Origin of the sequence: Klebsiella pneumoniae complex sp. WS1778 (assembly GCF_049472055.1) — a bacterium.
Taxonomy (GTDB): Bacteria; Pseudomonadota; Gammaproteobacteria; order Enterobacterales; family Enterobacteriaceae; genus Klebsiella; species Klebsiella quasipneumoniae.
On sequence record NZ_JBKGTJ010000002.1, the window covers coordinates 533,995 to 552,264 of the forward strand.

13 protein-coding genes are annotated in these 18,270 nt (G+C 63.1%); 4 read left to right on the forward strand and 9 right to left on the reverse strand.

Annotated elements, in window-relative coordinates; translation table 11 throughout:
- Positions 1-31 precede the first annotated feature (31 nt).
- Positions 32-940: a DMT family transporter gene (locus ACLEXF_RS12510; RefSeq protein ID WP_094309539.1), complete on the forward strand. Its 909-nt coding sequence runs from the start codon at positions 32-34 to the stop codon at positions 938-940.
- A gap of 106 nt (positions 941-1,046) precedes the next feature.
- Here the strand turns inward: ACLEXF_RS12510 and ACLEXF_RS12515 are convergent, their stop codons facing one another.
- The 6 genes from ACLEXF_RS12515 to ACLEXF_RS12540 all read right to left on the reverse strand — a co-directional run bounded on the left by ACLEXF_RS12515 (position 1,047) and on the right by ACLEXF_RS12540 (position 7,986).
- Complete coding sequence (locus tag ACLEXF_RS12515) at positions 1,047-2,315, reverse strand: Zn-dependent hydrolase (protein WP_069135125.1); 1,269 nt, start codon at positions 2,313-2,315, stop codon at positions 1,047-1,049.
- A 94-nt stretch (positions 2,316-2,409) separates the two neighbouring features.
- A complete protein-coding gene (locus ACLEXF_RS12520) occupies positions 2,410-3,420 on the reverse strand; it encodes an ABC transporter ATP-binding protein (protein WP_017899022.1) in 1,011 nt (336 codons plus the stop codon).
- Positions 3,410-4,447, reverse strand: a complete 1,038-nt coding sequence (locus ACLEXF_RS12525) for an ABC transporter ATP-binding protein (RefSeq protein WP_017899021.1) — start codon at positions 4,445-4,447, stop codon at positions 3,410-3,412. Before ACLEXF_RS12525 ends, ACLEXF_RS12520 begins: the two co-directional genes overlap by 11 nt.
- Positions 4,448-4,450: 3 nt before the next feature.
- On the reverse strand, positions 4,451-5,344 hold the full coding sequence (locus ACLEXF_RS12530) for an ABC transporter permease (RefSeq protein WP_032455678.1): 894 nt from the start codon (positions 5,342-5,344) through the stop codon (positions 4,451-4,453).
- Between the two features lie 2 nt (positions 5,345-5,346).
- Complete coding sequence (locus ACLEXF_RS12535; RefSeq protein ID WP_017899019.1) at positions 5,347-6,300, reverse strand: ABC transporter permease; 954 nt, start codon at positions 6,298-6,300, stop codon at positions 5,347-5,349.
- An 18-nt stretch (positions 6,301-6,318) separates the two neighbouring features.
- A complete protein-coding gene (locus tag ACLEXF_RS12540) occupies positions 6,319-7,986 on the reverse strand; it encodes an ABC transporter substrate-binding protein (protein ID WP_048323285.1) in 1,668 nt (555 codons plus the stop codon).
- A gap of 326 nt (positions 7,987-8,312) precedes the next feature.
- Here ACLEXF_RS12540 and ACLEXF_RS12545 point away from each other — a divergent pair, with 326 nt between their 5' ends.
- Together ACLEXF_RS12545 and ACLEXF_RS12550 are read left to right on the forward strand one after the other, a co-directional pair.
- Positions 8,313-9,428, forward strand: coding sequence for a YbdK family carboxylate-amine ligase (locus tag ACLEXF_RS12545; RefSeq protein WP_316938508.1), 1,116 nt, complete (start codon positions 8,313-8,315; stop codon positions 9,426-9,428).
- A 47-nt stretch (positions 9,429-9,475) separates the two neighbouring features.
- Positions 9,476-10,195 (forward strand): phosphodiester glycosidase family protein, encoded by a 720-nt coding sequence (locus tag ACLEXF_RS12550; protein WP_064178045.1) that lies wholly within the window; start codon positions 9,476-9,478, stop codon positions 10,193-10,195.
- Between the two features lie 354 nt (positions 10,196-10,549).
- Here ACLEXF_RS12550 and ACLEXF_RS12555 read toward each other — a convergent pair whose 3' ends face one another.
- The 3 genes from ACLEXF_RS12555 to ACLEXF_RS12565 are packed head-to-tail and all read right to left on the reverse strand — an operon-like array spanning position 10,550 to position 17,511.
- Positions 10,550-13,642, reverse strand: coding sequence for an efflux RND transporter permease subunit (locus tag ACLEXF_RS12555; protein WP_371331935.1), 3,093 nt, complete (start codon positions 13,640-13,642; stop codon positions 10,550-10,552).
- Between the two features lie 13 nt (positions 13,643-13,655).
- Complete coding sequence (locus ACLEXF_RS12560) at positions 13,656-14,735, reverse strand: efflux RND transporter periplasmic adaptor subunit (RefSeq protein WP_004202498.1); 1,080 nt, start codon at positions 14,733-14,735, stop codon at positions 13,656-13,658.
- 52 nt (positions 14,736-14,787) lie between these two features.
- Entirely contained in the window at positions 14,788-17,511 is a 2,724-nt protein-coding gene (locus tag ACLEXF_RS12565; RefSeq protein WP_017899015.1) for a cation-transporting P-type ATPase, read from the reverse strand.
- A gap of 501 nt (positions 17,512-18,012) precedes the next feature.
- On the opposite strand from ACLEXF_RS12565, the gene ACLEXF_RS12570 reads away from it, so the two are divergent.
- Positions 18,013-18,261, forward strand: a complete 249-nt coding sequence (locus ACLEXF_RS12570; RefSeq protein ID WP_002893037.1) for a DUF1158 domain-containing protein — start codon at positions 18,013-18,015, stop codon at positions 18,259-18,261.
- Positions 18,262-18,270: the final 9 nt, after the last annotated feature.

The following is an 18,270-nucleotide window of genomic DNA, read 5'->3' on the forward strand; positions in this document are numbered from 1 at the left end:
ATAACGCGAGGTTAACGTGGTAGATGCAATATTGGATAAATCGGCGCCCGGCCCCTGGTCCGGATGGTTTCATGGTTTACTGGGGGTGATTATTTTTAGCGGTTCCCTGCCCGCGACGCGGCTGGCGGTGCAGGATATGGATCCGTTGTTATTGACCTTTCTGCGCGCCTCCATCGCCGGGCTGCTTGCCGTCGCCCTGCTGGTCGGCTTTCGCCAGAAACGCCCGCGCCTGGTGCAGCTTGTCCCCCTGATCATCATCTCATCAGGGGTGGTGATCGGCTTTCCCCTGCTCACGGCGCTGGCCCTGCAGCGCATCACCTCGGCGCATTCGATTGTGTTTATTGGTCTGCTGCCGCTGATGACCGCTATTTTTGGCGTGCTGCGCGGCGGCGAGCGTCCGCAGCGCGCTTTCTGGATCTTTTCGCTGCTGGGCAGTCTGCTGGTGATGGGATTCGCCCTGACGCAAAGCGCGGCGACGTCGCTCAGCGGCGATCTGCTGATGCTGGCGGCGGTTATCGCCTGCGGCCTCGGCTATGCGGAAGGGGCGAAGCTGACGCGGGAGCTCGGCGGCTGGCAGGTGATCTGCTGGGCGCTGGTGATTGCCCTGCCGTTGATGCTCCCCGCCTCGCTGATGGTTCAGCCTGCGTCCTGGCATGCCATATCGGCCTCCTCCTGGACCGCGCTCGGCTATGTGTCGCTCTTCAGTATGCTGATCGGTTTTATCTTCTGGTACAAAGGGCTGGCCGCGGGCGGGATCGCCGCCGTCGGCCAGCTCCAGCTATTGCAGCCGTTCTTCGGGCTTGGCCTGTCGGCGGCGCTGTTGCACGAAACCGTCAGCCCCTTGATGCTGGCGGTTACCCTCGGCGTGGTGCTGTGCGTGGTGGGCTCGCGCAAATGTGGCCGCCGGCGGGTTAGCGCAGAGAGCAGGAGCAGTGATTGACCGCCCCTACATCCGCCGTCCCGGGTTTCGGCGGCGTAACCGCTGACCCGGGCTACCGCATGACAAACGGCTGGAAACAGGTCGCCCCGCCGGGGAGGGCGACCGCCTACAGCGGCCGCGCGTACTGGAGCATCACCTGCAGCAGCACGTTGGCGCCGGCGGCGACGTGCTCCGGCGAGGCATACTCCATTTCGTTATGGCTGATCCCATCCTTGCAGGGGATAAAAATCATCCCGGTCGGCGCCAGGTAGCTCATATACACTGCGTCATGCCCGGCGCCGGAGACGATCGGCCGCGCCGGGTAGCCCAGCCGCTGCGCGGCATCGGCAATGGCCTGCTGGCATTCGCCATCGAAGGGCGCCGCCGAATAGTGGCTCACCTGCTTCAGGGCCACCTGCAGACCGCTTTCCCGCTCAACCTCCGCGATAAACGCCCGCAGCTGGCGATCCATTTCATCCACCAGCGCATCGCTGAGATTGCGCATATCAATGGAGAAGGTGACCTCTCCGGGCACCACGTTGCGGCTGTTGGGCCACACCTGCACGCTGCCGACGGTGCCGCGTCCCTCTTCGCTGCGTCCGGCAATGGCTACCACCTCCTGCATAATGCGGGTCGCCACCTGCAGGGCATCCTGACGCAGGCGCATCGGCGTGGGCCCGGCATGCGACGCCTGACCGGTCACCACGCAGTCGTACCAGCGGATCCCCAGCACGCCCTGCACGATACCGATGGTTTTCGCTTCATCTTCGAGAATCGGCCCCTGCTCAATGTGCGCCTCAAAATAGGCGCCGACGGGATGCTCTCCCGGGGTCTGCTCGCCGATATAGCCGATCTGCGCCAGCGCCTCGCCGACGCTGACGCCCTCTTTATCCGTGACGGCCCAGGTCTCCTCCAGCGGGAAGACCCCGGCAAAGACCCCGGAGCCCATCATCACCGGCACAAAGCGCGACCCCTCTTCGTTGGTCCAGAACACCACCTCAATCGGCGCCTCGGTGGCAATCTGCAGATCGTTGAGCGTGCGCACCACCTCCAGCGCCGCCAGCACGCCGTAGTTGCCGTCAAATTTGCCGCCGGTGGGCTGGGTGTCGATATGGCTGCCGGAGACGATGGGCGGCAAGCTGGGGTTGCGCCCTTCCCGACGCATAAACACATTGCCGATTTTATCGATGGTGACGCTCATCCCGGCCTCCCGCGCCCAGCCAATCACCCGGTCCCGCCCCTGACGGTCGAGGTCGGTGAGGGTCAGACGGCGGCAGCCGCCCTTCGGCGTGGCGCCGATCTGCGCGAGATCCATTAACGACGCCCACAGGCGGTCGCCATTGATGCGCCAGCCGGTGGTGTCGGTCGCGGGGGTAAAAAGTACATCACAGCTCATGGTGGTCTCCTGACATCAAGGTCGCCGCCAGCGCAACCGGCGGTGGGAAAAAAGGCATCAGCGCCTGGTCTTCATCGTGGTGTGTTGCCGCCGGTCAGACGGCCAGGGCCTGCGCGTTGGCGTCAATCGCCAGCTCGCGCCAGCGGTGGCAACTCACCGCGTGGCGCTCCGCGACGGATTCCGTCGGCGGCAGGCTCTGCTCGCAGACCGGGCGACGGTGCGGGCAGCGCTCGGCAAAGGCGCAGCCGGGCGGCAAGCGCGCCAGATCCGGCGGCGCGCCGGGAATGCAGTGCAGGGCATCGCCTTTCTTAAGCCCCTCTTTCGGCCGGCTGCCCAGCAGCACCCGGGTATAAGGATGGCGTGGGTGGCGCAGGATCTCACTCATAGAAGCCTCCTCGACGATCCGCCCGGCGTACATCACCGCCACCCGGTCGGCGATCTCCACCGCGGCGCCGATGTCGTGGGTCACAAACACGATCGACAGCCCGCGCTGCTTTTGCTGCTCGCGCAGCAGGATCAGGATCTGGATTTGCACCGTGGCGTCGAGGGCGGTGGTCGGCTCATCCGCCAGCAGCAGCTGCGGGTTACAGGAGAGCGCGAGGGCGATCATCGCCCGCTGGCGCATCCCGCCGGACATCTCGTGCGGGTAAGCGTCCAGCCGCCGCTCGGGGCTGGGAATGCGCACCTGGCGCAGGGCCTCCAGTGCCCTGTCCCGGGCCGCCTGGCGCGACAGCCCTTCGTGGCGACGCAGCCCTTCAATAATCTGCTGCCCAACGGTGTAGACCGGGTCGAAGGCCAGTAGCGGTTCCTGAAAAATCATCGCGCAGCGCCCGCCGCGGTAGCGCCGCAGCTGGCTGGCGCTCATCGTCAGCACCGCGTCGTCACCCACCCGCAGGGTGCCGGAGAGCTCACTGCTCCCCGGCGGGTGCAGGCGCATCAGCGCCCGCAGGGTCACGCTCTTGCCGGAACCCGACTCGCCAATCAGCGCCATCACCTCCCCCTTTTGTACGTCAAAGGAGACCCCGTTGACCGCGTTGATGGTCTGCCCGTCGCGGCGAAAGACGACCCGCAGGTCGCGCACATGGACAAAGGCGTTATCCGACATGGCTGACCTCCTTTAGGGGGATGCTCTGATGCCAGAGCGAGGCCGGCTGCGCCATCAGGCAGGCGCTCTGGTGCCCCTCCCCGACCGCCTCCAGCCGCGGTTTCACTTCGGCGCAGACCGCCTTCGCATGCGGGCAGCGGGTGTGAAAGCGACAGCCGCTCGGCGGCGCGATGGGGCTGGGGGGATCGCCGCTCAGCGGCGAGGTCAGGGTGCGGTGTTCCGGGTCCATGGAGGGCATGGAGCTTAACAGCGCCCGGGTATAGGGGTGGGCGGAGGCGGTAAACAGCTGCTCCGCCGGGCCGATCTCTACCACTTCGCCAAGGTACATAACGAGGATCCGATCCGACAGCCAGCGAACCACGTGCAGATCGTGGCTGATAAACACATAGGTCAGCTCGAGGGTGCGTTTTAGCTCCTGCAGCAGCTGCAGCACCTGGGCTTCCACCGATTTATCCAGTGCCGACACCGCCTCATCAAGAATGACCAGCCGCGGCTTCATCGCCAGCGCGCGGGCGATATTCACCCGCTGCCGCTGGCCGCCGGAGAGCGCATGCGGGTAGCGGTCGGCAAAGCGCGCCGGTTCAAGGCCGACGTGCGCCAGCAGATAGCGGGCGTATTCGCTGGCCTCTCTGGCGCTGACGCCGTGGACGCGCTGGCCGAAGGCGATGCTCTCCTCCATGGTCATGCGCGGATTGAGCGAGGCATAGCTATCCTGGAAAACCATCTGCACCTGGCGACGGTAGGCTTTCATGGGCAGACGCGACGAGCCAACCTCCAGGCCGTCGAAGATCAGTTCGCCGCTGTCCTGGGTGAGCAGCTGCATCAGCAGTCGGGCGGTGGTCGATTTGCCGCAGCCCGACTCGCCGACCACCCCCAGGGTTTCACCTTTCATCACCGTGAAGCTGATATCGTCCACCGCCTGGACCACCTCCCGGCCTTTGCCGCCGCGGAAGTACTTCAGCAGGTGATTGACCTTCAGCAGCGGCTGCGCCGGCCCGCCGAGATCGATATTGATAAAGGGTTGCATCGCTTACTCCTTAATCGCCATTGCCGCACGCAGGCGGTCCGCGAGGATATTGAACGAAATGGAGGTGATAAAAATCATCAGGCCCGGCAGGGCGGCCACCCACGGCTGGGTATAGATTGCCGTGCGCAGGGTATTGAGCATCAGCCCCCACTCGGGCTCCGGCGGCCGCACGCCGAGGCCGAGAAACGACAGGCCGGAGGCGAGGATCATGCACACCGAAATCAGCCCGGTGGAGAAGACGAAGATCGGCCCGAGCACGTTACCCAGCACCTGGACGCGGATAATGGTCAATGCGCTGGCGCCGGTGGCCCGGGCGGCGTCGATATAGTCCATATGCCGTACCTGGGCGGTCACGCTCTCGGCAATCCGCGCCACCTGCGGGACAAACACCAGGGTCAGCGACAGCAGCGCATTGCCGATGCCCGCCCCCAGCGCCCCCGACAGCGCAATCGCCAGCAGGACCGAGGGAAAGGCATAGAACACATCCACGGTGCGCATAATCACGGTATTGATTTTGCCGCCCATGTAGCCGGCGATGATCCCGATGGCGCCGCCGATAAAAAAGGCGAACACCACCGGGACAATCCCCATAAACAGCGACAGCCGGGTGCCGAGAATCAGTCGCGACAGCATGTCGCGCCCCAGCTCATCAGAGCCCAGCGGGAAGCCGTCGCTGCCGATGGGCTTCAGGCGCAGGAACATTGACGTTTGATAGGGGTCTTTGACGATAAGCCATGGCCCTAACAGCGCCAGGGCCAGCAGCAGCAGGATCACTACCCCCACCACCACGCCGCCGGGATCGCGCAGTAAGCGGCGCAGCACGCCGCGCCAGTAACCTTGCCGGGAAGCGTTGGCCGGCGCGGCCGGGACCGCTTTCGTCGTTGCCGTATCCACCATGGTCAGCTCCTCTTAATGCGCGGGTCGAGGGTGGCCTGCAGAATATCCACCAACAGGTTGAGCAACACGAAAAACAGCGCCAGCACCCAGATAGTGCCCTGCAGCAGGGGCAAGTCGCGCTGAAAGATGGCGGTGTTGAGCAGCAGCCCGGTCCCCGGCCAGGAGAAGACGGTCTCCACGAGGATCGAGCCGCCCATCAGATAGCCCACCTGCAGCCCCATCACCGCCAGCGCGGTTGGCGCGGCATTTTTCATGACGTGGACAAAGATGCGCGATTCGTTAAGGCCGCGGGCGCGCAGGCCAACGATAAACTCCTGGCTGAGGATATCGGCTACCTGCGAGCGCACGGTGCGGGCGATAATCCCGGTCGGGATCACCGACAGCGTGATGGCCGGCAGCAGCATGAACTGCAGGTGCGCCCAGTCCCATTGCCAGCCCACCTCGCCTATCGGCCCGCCGCCGGTGGCCGGCAGCAGCGCGAACTTGACGCTGCAGAGGATCACCAACAGCATCCCCAGCCAGTAATGCGGCACGCTGACGCCAAACACCGACAACACCGAGGCCAGACGGTCAATGACGCTGTTGCGAAAATAGCCGGCGACAAAGCCAAACAGGCTGCCGAGGACGAAGCCGATCGCCGTCGCCAGCAGCGCCAGGCGCAGGGAGTAAGCCACTGCGGTCATCACCTCGTCTATCACCGGGCGGCCGGTGGCGACCGACATACCGAGGTCGCCGTGCAGTGCCCGCCACAGCCAGTGGATAAACTGCAGAGGCAGCGGCTTATCAAAGCCGTAGGCCTGCATCAGCGTCTGGCGTAGCGCCTCCGAGGCGTCCGGCGGCATCACCGACACCAGCGGGTCGCCCGGCGCGATCTGCACCAGCATGAAACAGATCACCGCCACCCCAAGCATGGTGGGGATAGCCAGCAGAATGCGGTATAGCAGCGTATTGATCATCGGTTGCCCCTTTCGCGATTACTCTTTTTTGCTCACCAGGCTGAGGTCGATAAACCAGCTCTGCGGTTGCACCACTCCGGTCACCGCGGGCGAAATCGCGCGCGGCCCGACGTCGTGGGCGACAAACAGGAACGGCACCTGATCCACCAGCGCGGCGTGCAGATCGCCGGCGGCTTTATTCATCGCTTCCGGGGTAAAGGCGTGCTTGACGGCGGCGGCGAGTTTTTCCGTCTCTGGGGTGGCGAAGTAGCCCCAGTTGGTCGCCACCGGCGGAAACGCTTTGGCGGTCGAGAAGCGGATCAGGCCAAAATAGGGATCGTTGACCGCGGCGCTGACGTTGATCGCGTCGATCCCTTTTGCCGAGGGATCCCGGGCGCCCAGGCGCCAGTTGGTGAACAGGGTGTTCCATTCCACCACTTTAATATCCACATTGAAGAAGCAGCTCTTCAGGCTCTGCTGGATATACTCGTTCATCGGCAAAGGCTGCATCTGCCCGGAGCCGGAGGCCGAGGTGGCCACCGTGACGTGCAGCGGCTTGCCGGCGCTGTATCCAGCCTCGGTCATCAGCTGACGGGCGGCGTCCGGGTCATATTTGATCTGGAAGGTGGGTTTGCCATGCCACGGGCTGTCGGCCTCGTAGACCCCGGTGGCCTCGGTCATGTAGCCGCCGAGGTAGCTCTTCAGCTCGGCGCGGTTCAGACACAGGTTGGCCGCTTTGCGCACCCGAATGTCCTGCCACGGCGATCCTTTTTCAAAGGAGAACTGCCAGGGCCACAGGTGCGGCTGGGTGTTGGCGTAAAGGTGAAAACCCTGAGACTTGATCTGATCGATGGCGTCCGGCGCCGGGGCTTCAATCCAGTCCACCTGCTTCGACAGCAGCGCCGCGGTGCGGGCGTTGGCCTCCGGCAAAGGGATCAGCACCACCTTATCCACCCGGGGAATGCGATCTTTGTTCCAGTAGTCGGGGTTTTTCGCGAGGATCAGCTGCTGCCGCGGCACCAGCTTCTCCAGTTTGAACGGGCCGCTGCCCACCGCATGGGCGGCGAAGGCGGTCCATGCCTGTTTGCTGCGCGCGGCGCTATCCCCCGCGCTGGCCGGCACCGCGTCATACTGCTTCTGCCACGCCGTGGGCGAGACAATAAACAGGTTGGTGATGTTGTACGGCAGCAGCGCGTCCGGTTCCGAGGTGGTCAGCGCCACGGTGTGGTCGTCAATTTTCTCCGCGCCGGTGAGGGTCGGCATCCGCGACAGGGTGTTGCCGATCTGCCCCGGGGCGTACTGCGGCGCTGCTTTATTCAGCACCTTATCCACGTTCCAGACGATGGCGTCGGCGTTCACCTCCGTCCCATCATGGAACCTGACGCCCGGACGCAAGGTGAAAATCCAGCGGCTGGTGTTCTGCGGATCGATGTGCCACTCGGTCGCCAGCCCCGGCACCAGACCGCTGGGCTTTTCACCTTGCGACAGATCCCACTCCACCAGCGCGTCGTACAGCGGGATGCCGGTAAAGCGGTTGCCCTCATAGCCCTGATCCGGCTGGCCGAGGGTTAACGGAATATCCGCGGCGGTCATGGCGATCCGCAGCGTGGAGGCGTTGGCAGGTAAGGCGGCGCCCGCCAGGGCCAGTGCGCCGCTCACCGCCACGGCGAGACGACCGGCACGCGAAAATAACGTCTTTTTGTGCATCACATGATCCCTGTTAAATAAAGTGTCACGGATTAACAGGCAAAATGCGTACCAGCTCTTACGCGGGCGATAATAGGCCAAAACCGACCGGTAAAATAAGAAGGACTTATATTATCACCATGATAATTATGGGAAAATAATTGCACCTTATTCCGTCGCACCGCCAGCGGGAAATATGTTGCAGAATTGCACCAGCCGCTATATGGCAAATTTCAAATAATCACTCTGCGTCACTTTTTTATTCATCCCCGTCCTCCGCCGCGGCGTATTCTCCGTCGGGATCAATCCCTTCTATACTTCAGGGAACACATCGACCGGGAGAGACTATGCCTTTAGCCGATTTTCACCGCTCCGATCCTTTTACCCTCGGTATCGAACTGGAGCTGCAGGTGGTGAACCCGCCGGGTTACGACCTCAGCCAGGATGCCTCGACGCTGATTGCCGACGTCCAGCATGAGCTGACCGTGGGAGAAGCCAAGCACGATATCACCGAGAGCATGCTGGAGATCGCCACCGGGGTGTGCCGCGACATCAGCCATGCGCAAATCCAGCTCAGCGCCATCCAGCAGGCGGTCCAGCGCGCGGCGCTGCATCATCATCTGCAGATCTGCGGCGGGGGTTCCCACCCCTTTCATGCCTGGCAGCGTCAGCAGATCAGCGACAATCCGCGCTATGTCAAAACCGTCGAGCATTTTGGCTATCTGGCGCAACAGGCGACGGTCTTTGGCCAGCATGTGCACGTCGGCTGCCAGAGCGGCGACGACGCCATCTATCTGCTGCACGGCTTGTCGCGCTTTGTGCCGCACTTCATCGCCCTCAACGCCGCCTCGCCGTGGTTCGACAGCACCGACAGCCGCTTCGCCTGTTCGCGCCTCAACCGCTTCTCCTCTTATCCCGACAACGGTCCGATGCCGTGGGTGGCCGACTGGCAGGGGTTTCGTCGCCTGTTCCGCCAGCTGAGCTACACCAGCATGATCGACAGCATGAAAGATCTGCACTGGGATATTCGCCCCAGCCCGCAGTTTGGTACCGTCGAGGTGCGGGTGATGGACACCCCCCTGACCCTCGCCCAGGCGATCCATATCGCCGGCTTTATTCAGACCCTGGCCTGCTGGCTGTTGACGGAGCGTCCTTTTAAGCACCAGCCTGACGATTATCTGCTGTATCCTTTTAACCGCTATCAGGCCTGCCGCTACGGGCTGGACGGGACCCTTACCGACGTGCGCAGCGGGGAGCAGCGCAGCATCCGCCAGGAGATCCTGCAGCTCGCCGACCGGCTGGCACCTTTCGCCCATCAGCTGAAGGCGACGGCGGCGCTGGAGGCGGTGGTTCGCCAGGCGAAATCGCCGTACAGCGAGGCGCAGCAGATGCGCGAGTTTATCGCCAACGGCGGTTCGCTTTCCGGGCTGGTGCAAAAACACTGTGAGATTTGGGCGGCATAAGACAGCGAGGCGGGTATACTCGGCGCAGACCATAGAAAGGATTGCCCATGTTATTACGCTGCCTGCTCCCCCTGGCGCTGCTGCCCCTGGCCGCCGTCGCCAGCGCCGCCTGTACCCTCACCGACCCGACGCTAACCCTGCAGAGCTATCGGGTGGATGCGCAGAGAGAGCGCATTGCAATGTACTGGCTGGATCGGCACGGTAAAGCCTGGGGTTCCCTGCGTTCGCTGCTGGCGGGTATCGATGGCGATGGCCGGGTGCAGATGGCGATGAACGGCGGCATTTACGATAAGGCCTACGCGCCGCTGGGGCTGTATATCGAAGACGGCAAACGCCTGACGCCGGTAAACCGCTCCGCCGGCGGCGGGAACTTCTTTATCCGCCCCGGCGGCGTATTCCTGGTGGAGAACGGCCGGGCAAAAATCGTGCCGCTGCCGGCGTACAAACGCTCTCCCGCCATCCGCTATGCGGTGCAGTCCGGCCCGATGCTGATTGAGAATGGCGTCATCAACTGGCGGCTGAAGCCCTCCGCCAGCTCGCGCAAACTGCGCAACGGGGTTGGCATCGATAAGCAAGGCCGGGTGGTGTTTATGCTCAGCGATCGCGAGACCAACTTCTATGATTTTGCCTGCTATGCGCAGTCAAAGCTTGGGGTGCGGCAGATGCTTTATCTCGACGGCACCCTGTCGAAGATGTACCGCAAAGGCGGCAGCGTGCCGTGGCAATATCATCCGTTCGTGACCATGATAACGGTGGAGAGGAAATAGCGGGCGCGTTTGGGGGCGGCCATTCCAGCCAGGAGAGTGAATAAATTAACGGCAGGCCGGGCAAGGTATTGCCGCCGTGCCCGATGTCCTTGCCCGGTGGCGCTGCGCTTACCGGGCCTACAGAGTCTGTTCGCTATGATATGGCCCCTGAAATCTACGGGCGTGCAGCAGGGCCGATTCCCGCTGAAATCGGCGAACCGGAGGTCGGCAGATAAGGCGGGGCTCACGCCCAAACGCAACGTGAACGCAAAACCCCCCCTCACCCTCCCCCTCTCCCTCTCCCTAAGGGAGAGGGGACCGCCCGGTAGTCGTTGCAGCCTGGAGTATCCCCGTTACCGACCGGTAACGCCGCGCTTACCCCCGCCGATGCGCCCACTCGCGCATACGCTGAAACAGAACATACAGCGAAGGAATAAACAGGATGCCAACCATCGTCGCCACCAGCATTCCGCTGAACACCGTGGTGCCGATGATCCGCCGGCTCTGCGCCCCGGCGCCGGTGGCGAGCATCATCGGCATGATGCCGATAATAAACGACACCGCGGTCATCATCACCGCGCGGAAGCGGCGGGTGGCGCCCTCGCGCGCGGCGTCGACTATCGACAATCCCTCTTCGCGCCGGCTGCGGGCAAACTCAACGATCAGAATCGCATTCTTCGCCGCCAGGGCGATCAGCAGCACCAGTCCTATCTGGACATACACATCGTTGGCATAGCCCGCCGTCCACAGCCAGAGCAGCGCTCCGCCGATGGCGAACAGCACCGAAAGCATGACGCTCGCCGGCAGCGTCCAGCTCTCATACTGCGCCACCAGGAACAGCCACGCCATCGCCACCGCCGCCAGCACGATCCACACCGCCTGATTGCCGGTCTGCTGCTCCTGCCAGGAGATGCCGCTCCAGGCGTAGTCATACCCCGGCGGCAGATGGGCCTGCAGAATCTGCTCCATAGCCGCCATCGCCGTACGGCTGCTGACCCCCTCGGCCGCTGAACCGCTCACCGACACGGACGGGAACTGGTTGTACTGCTGAATAAACGGCGCCCCCACCGTCGGCGTAATGGTGACCAGATTGCTCAGCCGCACCCGCTCGCCGTCGCGGCTGCGGACGTACAGCTCGCTAATCTGCTCAGCCCGCTCGCGCCACTGCATCTCATTTTGCATCACCACATGATAGACACGGTTGTTAAGGCTGAAATCACCGGCGCGCGTGCCGCCGAACGCCGTCTGCAGGCTGCTGAAGATCTGCGCCACCGGCACATCCAGCAGCGCCGCCCGATCGCGGTCGACCGTCAGGGTCAGCTGCGGCACGTTGCTGCTCCAGGTGGTAAACACCCGGCTCAGCTGCGGATGCTGGTTCGCCAGTTGAAGGATCTCCTGCGTCACCTGCTCCAGCTCCGCCGACGACTGACCGGCCTGCGCCAGGATGCGCAGGTCAAATCCCGAGGCATTGCCCAGGCCCGGCAGGGTCGGCGGCGCGAAGGTCATGATCGTCGCCTCCGGCAGCGACAGCAGCTGGCGCTGGATATCCGCCATCACCGCATCCAGCGGCGGCCGCTGATGCCAGTCCTTGAGCATTACCGAGATAAACCCGCCGTTAGCGGCGCTGGTGCCGTTGAGAATGTTGAAGCCGGACACCTGAATCACATCCTCCACCGCCGGGTTAGCCATCAGCAGCTTGCGCGCCTGGGCCATCACCGCTTCGGTACGCTCCAGCGACGCCGCTTCCGGCAGCTGCACGCTGGCAAACAGGTAGCCCTGATCCTCCTGCGGCAGGAAGCCTTTCGGCATTGAGCTAAAGCTGAACGCCACCAGCGCGCCCGCCGCGACCGTCGCCGCCAGCGCCAGCCAGGGGCGGCGGTTCATCCAGCCAACCAGCCGGCCATAGCCGTCGCGGGTGCCGTCGAGGAGACGGTTAAACGCCCGCCACACCGCCGCCGGCCGGGCGGGACGCGGGCGCAGCAGTAGCGCGCAGAGGGCTGGGGTTAGGGTTAACGCCACCAGGCTCGACAGGGCCACCGCGGTGGAGAGCGTCACGGCAAACTGCCGGTACAGCTCGCCGACGATCCCCGGGAGCAGCGCCACCGGCACAAACACCGCCAGCAGCACCAGGGTCGTAGCGATCACCGGCCCGGCGATCTGCCGCAGCGCCTGGGCGGTGGCCTGCAGGCGATCCAGCCCTTCCGCCATTTTGGTTTCCACATTCTCCACCACCACAATGGCGTCATCCACCACCATCGTCAGGGCGAGAATGATCGCGAACAGGCTGAGGGTGTTGGCGCTGTAGCCCAGCAGATAGAGCACCGCAAAGGTGCCGATCAGTGACACCGGGATTGCCAGCACTACGATCAGCGTCGCCCGCCAGCTCTGCAGGAACAGCGACACCACCACGACCACCGCCAGCAGGGTCAGCGCCAGCGAGACGCCGATCTCTTTGATCGTCGCCGCCACAAAGCGGGTGGTATCGAACTTCACCTCCCAGGTGAGATCCGCCGGAAAGCGGGTGTGCAGGCGGTTAAGCTCAGCGCGCACTGCGCTGGCGACCTGCAGGGCATTGGCGGTGGGCGTCGGGTAGATACCCAGATAGGCCGACGCTTTACCGTTGAGCTGCGCGCCGGAGCTGTAGCTGCGGGCGCCCAGCTCGATGGTCGCCACGTCGGTGAGGCGCACCAGCTGTCCCTGCGCGCCGCGACGGAGGATAATCTCGCCAAAGCTGGCCGCCTCGTTCAGACGCCCCAGCCCGTTGATGGTCAGCGTCTGCTGCTGACCGTTGAATACCGGCGGGGTGCCCACCTGCCCCGCCGCGCCCTGCACATTCTGCTCGCGCAGCGCCTGGGCAACGTCATCCGTGGTGATGTTGAGGGCGTTCATGCGGTCCGGACGCAGCCAGATGCGCATACTGTAATCCCGGGCGCCAAACATCTGCACCTCGCCGACGCCGGGCAGGCGCGCCAGCGCCTCGCGCACCTGGGTGCTGGCGTAGTTACTGACAAACAGCGGCGACAGCGTGCCCAGCGGCGAGTAGAGGCTCACCCCCATCAGCAGGTTGCTGGCGCGCTTGCGTACCTGGACCCCATTCTGCTGCACCTCCGCCGGGAGCTGAGCCAGCGCCTGCGACACCCGGTTTTGCACGTCGATCGCCGCCAGGTCGGCGTCGGTGCCCGCCGCGAAGGTAATACTCAGACGGTACGTTCCCTCATCCGAGCTGGTGGACTCCATATACAGCATATGATCGACGCCGTTGAGCTGGGTCTCCAGCGGGGCGGCGATAGCCTCCGCCACGTCTGACGCGCTGGCGCCTGGCCAGCTGGCGGTAACGTTCACCACCGGAGGCGTGATCGCCGGGTACTGCTCCACCGGGATCAGCTTCAGCGACACCGCGCCGACAAAGGTCAGCAGCAGCGCGATCACCATGGCAAATCGCGGACGACGGATAAAAAAGGTCAGCATCCCTTCTCCTTACTTAGTTCAGCACCTGTACCGCGGCGCCTTCGCGTAAACGCTGCGCGCCGTCGGTGATCACCTGCTCGCCCGCCTGCAGCCCTTTCTCAACCGCAAACTGCTGCCCCTGCTGCCCGGCGAGGGTCAGACGACGCTGCCCGGCGGTATGGTCCGGCTTCAGCACCCAGCTGAAAAAGCCCTGCGGATCCTGCTGCACGGCGGCGGCCGGGATCATCACCCGTGACTGCAGCTCCTGCGGACGGAACAGGATTGTTACGCTGCCCCCCGGCAGCAGACGGTGCTGCGGATTGGCGAACTCAGCCCGCACCGCCACGCTGCCGGTGCGGGCATCAATCCGGTTATCGATGGAGGTCAACACCCCATCGCGCCGTTTGCCATCCACGTCAATCTGCGCCAGCCACGCCTGCTTCAGAGCGTGGATGTCGGCATGCTGGCCGGTTTTGCTGAAAAACGCGGCTTCGTCGAGGGCGAACGAGACCCGCACCGGATCCAGCTGCACAATGTCCACCAGCACTCCGCTGGATGGGTTAATCAGCGTCCCGACGTGAAAGGCGCTGTGGCCCACCCGTCCGGTCACCGGCGCCGCAATCCGGGTATAACTGAGCACAATCTGCTGGGCCTCGACGCGGGCTTTCGCCTGCTGCACAGCGGCGGCGGCGACGTCGCGCTGCATCCGGGCTGTGTCGACGTCGTTGCGGCTGATGGAGTGGTTGTTGATGAGTCGCTCGTAGCGAGTGAGCAGCTGTTGCGACTGGCGTAATGAGGCCTCTGCGCTTTTCAGCTCGGCCTGCGCCAGGGCCAGCGCCGCGCGGGGCTGTGCGTCGTCGAGGGTAAACAGCAGGTCGCCCTCGGTCACATACTGCCCGTCCTGGAAGTGGCGCTGAACAATCACCCCTTCGGTGCGCGCGCGAATGTCGACGGCGCGGATTGCCTCGACCCGTCCGGGGATGGCGCGTTCTTCAGCATGAGGAGCCAGTTCGGCTGTGGCGACGCGGACCGGCACCGCCGGCGCGGCGGTGGCCGTCAGGGCGCTGCTGGCCAGGGCGCTAGCCAGCAGCGCAAAGCGGAAGGTTTTAATCATAGGGGATCCTTGCGACAGTAACGCGCGCCTGCGGCGAGGCGCGCGAGATCGATCAGGCCGTTTTGCGGAACCGGCGCGTCAGACGCTTCTCGATTTCCACCACCAGGAACATGGCGATGCCGATGACCAGGGTGACAAACCAGTAGCGCAGCGGCAGCGCTTCCGTGCCAAACATGTTCTGCATCAGCGGGACATAGATAATCACCAGCTGCATCAGCAGCAGGACACCGGTCACCAGCCAGATGCCTTTGTTGCGCAGCAGGCCCATGCTCAGGGAGAAGCTGTCGCTGCTGCGGCAGTTGATCATGTAGACCCACTGCGCCGTCACCAGCATCTGCAGCAGCACGGTGCGGATAAACTCCGGACTGTGGCCGCGCGGCGCCAGCCAGGCCTCAAGGATAAAGGCGGCAATAGCAATCATAGACCCGACAAAAGCCACCCGCCACACGGCGAAACCATCCATCACGTGCTGGCCGGTTTTACGCGGCGGGCGGTTCATCACGTTGCGCTCCGCGGCCTCAAAGGCCAGGCCGAAGGAGAGCGTCGCCGACGTCGCCATGTTCATCCACAGGATCAGCACCGGGGTCAGCGGAATCATGTTCCCCGCCAGCAGGGCGATGATGATCAGCAGCCCCTGCGCCAGGTTGGTCGGCATGATGAAGAGGATGGTCTTCTTCAGGTTGTCATAGACCCGACGGCCCTCTTTTACCGAGCTGGCGATGGTGGCGAAGTTATCATCGGTCAACACCATGTCAGCCGCCTCTTTGGTGACTTCGGTACCTTTGATACCCATCGCGATACCCACGTCGGCCTGGCGCAGCGCCGGCGCGTCGTTGACGCCGTCGCCGGTCATGCCGACCACTTCGCCGTTATCCTGCAGGGCTTTCACCAGGCGCAGCTTATGCTCGGGGCTGGTGCGGGCAAAGATGTCGTACTCCACCGCCGCCTTCGCCAGCGCCGCATCGTCCATGTGCTCCAGCTGGTAGCCGGTCATGGCCTGGCTGCTGTTGGTGATCCCCAGCATCTGGCCGATGCTCATCGCCGTCTGCGGGTGGTCGCCGGTGATCATCTTCACGCGGATGCCGGCGGTCTGGCAGGCGTGGATAGCGTCAATAGCTTCCGGACGCGGCGGATCCATCATTCCGGCGATGCCGAGGAAAATCAGTCCCTCCTGCAGATCCTCATGGTTCAACGTGGTGGCATCAAGGCTGGCCGGCTTACAGGCCGCCGCCACCATGCGCAGCCCCTGACGGGCGAAGCGCGCCATCTCCTCTTCCCAGTACTGCGCCTCGAACGGCACCGCGCCCTGGCGGCTCATCTGCTCACGGCACATGCCGAAGATGACGTCCGGCGCACCGGTGATTAACACCCGGGCATCGCCATCGATGTGCTGCAGCGTGGACATATATTTGTACTGCGAGTCAAAGGGGATCTTGGCCACCAGACGGGCCTCCACCGCCGGGAGCTGCGCTTTCGCCGCCAGCACCTTCAGCGCCCCTTCGGTTGGCCCGCCGGTGATCCCCCACAGGCCGCGCTCATCCTGGATAAGCTGGCTGTCGTTGCACAGGTCGATGGTGCGCAGCCAGGTCTCCAGCACGGTACCCGGCTGAACCTGCACGGGCTCATCGCTCCCCTCAAGGAAGATCCGCCCCTGCGGCTCATAGCTGTCGCCTTCCACCCGGTAGCAGCAGTCGGCGGTGATGATCGCCTTGACGGTCATTTCGTTCATCGTCAGGGTGCCGGTTTTATCCGAGCAGACCACGGTCATGGCGCCGAGGGTTTCCACGGTCGGCAGCTTACGGATAATCGCCCGCTTGCGCGCCATCGTCTGCACGCCGAGCGACAGAATAATTGAGATGATCGCCGGCAGTCCTTCCGGTACCGCGGCCACCGCCAGGCTAATCAGCGACAGCAGCAGCTCGCCCATCGGGATATCCCGCAGCGCGAGGCTGAAGATAAACAGCGCCACCATCATGGCGAGGATAATGACGAAAATCGCTTTGCCGAGCTTATCCATCTGCACCAGCAGCGGGGTGCGGTGCTTCTCAATGCCCGCCATCATCTGGTTAATGTGGCCGAGTTCGGTCTGCGCGCCGGTGGCGGTCACCACGCCGACGCCGCCGCCGGCGCTGACGGTGGTCCCGGAGAAGACCATGTTCACCCGGTCGCCCAGCGGCAGGTCGCCTTCCAGCGCGTCGGTGATTTTATCCACCACCGTCGACTCGCCGGTGAGGATCGCCTCTTCCACCCGCAGGTTGTGCGTTTCAATTAGCCGCATGTCCGCCGGCACGCGGTCGCCGGCGCGCAGGATAACGATATCCCCCGGAACCAGGTCGCGCGTCGGGATAGTCTCATGTTTGCCGTTACGCTGGACGCGGGCATCGCTGGAGAGCATGTTGCGGATCCCCTGCAGGGACTTTTCGGCGTTGCTCTCCTGGATATGGCCGATCAGGGCGTTAATCACCGTCACGCCGAGGATCACCAGGGTATCGACCCAGTGACCCATGATGGCAGTCAGCGCCGCGGCGGCCAGCAGCACGTAAATCAGTACGTCGTTAAAGTGGGCAAGAAAGCGCAGCCAGGCCGGTTTCCCTTTCTTTTCCGGCAGCGCGTTCGGCCCACAGCTATTCAGGCGCTCGGCGGCGTCTGCGGAACTTAACCCAGCGGCCTGGCTTTTGGTCTGCGCCAGCACTGCGTCAACGGTCTGCTGCCAGACCTGCCGTGGCGCGGTGTCGCCCGAGGGCGTCGTAAACTTTGGGTTATTCATCTTGGTCAAATTACATTTTCCTTATAAATTCCGTGAGTCGGAAAGCCTGAAATCATTCCTGGCCAATGCAGTAAAAGGTGGCGAAAAAGCCGATAAAAATGTGAACCAATACAAGCCTAAATTTTTCGCAAAATAAAAAATATGTGGTAAGTTAATTCCACGAGCCAACTATTACAGAATATTAATAAACCAAAACTAAACGAGGTTAAATATGTTTGGAATCTACCGCGGACGCCGTCTGGCGCTGTACATCCTGCTGGCCATCATCGCTGCCACGCTGGTGGGATATAGCACTTATAGTTTTGTAAAAGCGCTGGCATAATAATGACAGTAATTTACAGGAGACTGATTTTAATTTAATTACAAATTATTTCAGATTAATTAACATGGGAATAAAAGGCAGGCCATAATATTAAACAGAAGCGCATTAAGGCGAGTAAAATACAAAGCATATTGCGTTAGGGATTATTTTGCCGGACAATATGTTTTTTAACTGATGATTAACATGACATGAAACATCCGCTGGAAACGCTCCTCTCCGCCGCCGGGATCCTGCTCCTGGCTCTGCTCTCCTGTCTGCTGTTGCCCGCGCCGTCGCTGGGCCTGACGCTGGCGCAAAAGCTGGTTGAGACATTCCATATGATGGATCTCAACCAGCTTTATACGGTGTTGTTTTGTTTGTGGTTCTTAGCACTGGGCGCCATTGAGTATCTGGTGCTGCGCTGGGTGTGGCGTCGCTGGTTTTCGCTCGAACGCTAAACCAGGAAG